Consider the following 1134-nt stretch of genomic DNA (forward strand, 5'->3'; position numbering starts at 1 on the left):
GCGAGGAAACACAAGCCGGAAGAGATCATCAGCAAGCTGCGTGAGGCCGAGATCGTGCTGGCGCAGGGCGGGACGGTTGCGGATGCGTGCCGCCGGATCGGCGTCACCGAGCAGAGCTATTATCGCTGGCGCAAGGAGTATGGCGGCCTGAAGATGGACCAGGCGCGGCGGATGAAGGACCTTGAGAAGGAGAATGCGCGGTTGCGCCGGGCGGTGTCGGATCTGACGCTCGACAAGCTGATCCTGCAGGAGGCCGCACGGGGAAATTATTGAGCCCTGCAAGGCGGCGGCGCTGTATCGATCATATCCGGGGAATGATGGCTGTCTCCGAGCGGCGGTTGTGCCGCGTGCTCGGCCAGCATCGATCGACGCAGCGCAAGGTGCCACGCGGGGCAGATGACGAAGCAGCCCTGACCGAGGACATCATCGCCTTGGCCAGGCAGTATGGCCGTTATGGCTATCGCCGGGTGACAGCCCTGCTGCGCGATGCGGGCTGGCATGTGAACCGCAAGCGCGTGGAGCGCATCTGGCGACGAGAGGACCTCAAGGTGCCGCAGAAGCAACCGAAGCGGGGAAGGCTCTGGCTCAACGATGGATCGTGCGTCCGACTGCGCCCCGAGTACCCGGGGCACGTGTGGTCTTACGACTTCGTCGAGGGCCGCACCCACGATGGCCGCAAGTTCCGCATCCTGTCTATCATCGACGAGGCCAGCAGAGAATGCCTGGCCCTGCCGGTGGCCCGAAGGCTCAGAAGCGAGGATGTGCTGGCCGCGTTGGCCGAGTTGTTCATTACCCGCGGTCCACCGGCACATATACGGTCAGACAATGGACCGGAGTTCATCGCCAACGCCGTACAAGAATGGCTGGCCAGGATCGGCGTGAAGACACTCTACATTACACCCGGCAGCCCATGGGAGAATGGCTATTGCGAGTCATTCAATGGCTCGATGCGCGACGAACTCTTGAACGGGGAGATCTTCTACACCTTGGCTGAAGCCCAGATCCTGATCGAAGCCTGGCGCCGGCACTACAACACCGTCAGACCGCACAGCTCGCTGGGCTATCGGCCTCCGGCCCCGGAAGCGGCAACACCGCCATGGCTGTCCTCCGGTTCCGCTTCGCTCCACCTGCGGC

1 protein-coding gene is annotated in these 1134 nt (G+C 63.4%); it reads left to right on the forward strand.

What is annotated here, in order from left to right; translation table 11 throughout:
* Positions 1-1134 (forward strand): IS3 family transposase gene (locus IEX64_RS24270; RefSeq protein WP_188824042.1). Its coding sequence is split into 2 segments (ribosomal slippage), with 1135 coding nucleotides annotated over them: positions 1-259 and positions 259-1134; the frame shifts between segments, so codons are not numbered across the junction. This gene is flagged as partial in the annotation.

Source organism: Novosphingobium indicum (genome assembly GCF_014645195.1).
Taxonomy (GTDB): domain Bacteria; phylum Pseudomonadota; class Alphaproteobacteria; order Sphingomonadales; family Sphingomonadaceae; genus Novosphingobium; species Novosphingobium indicum.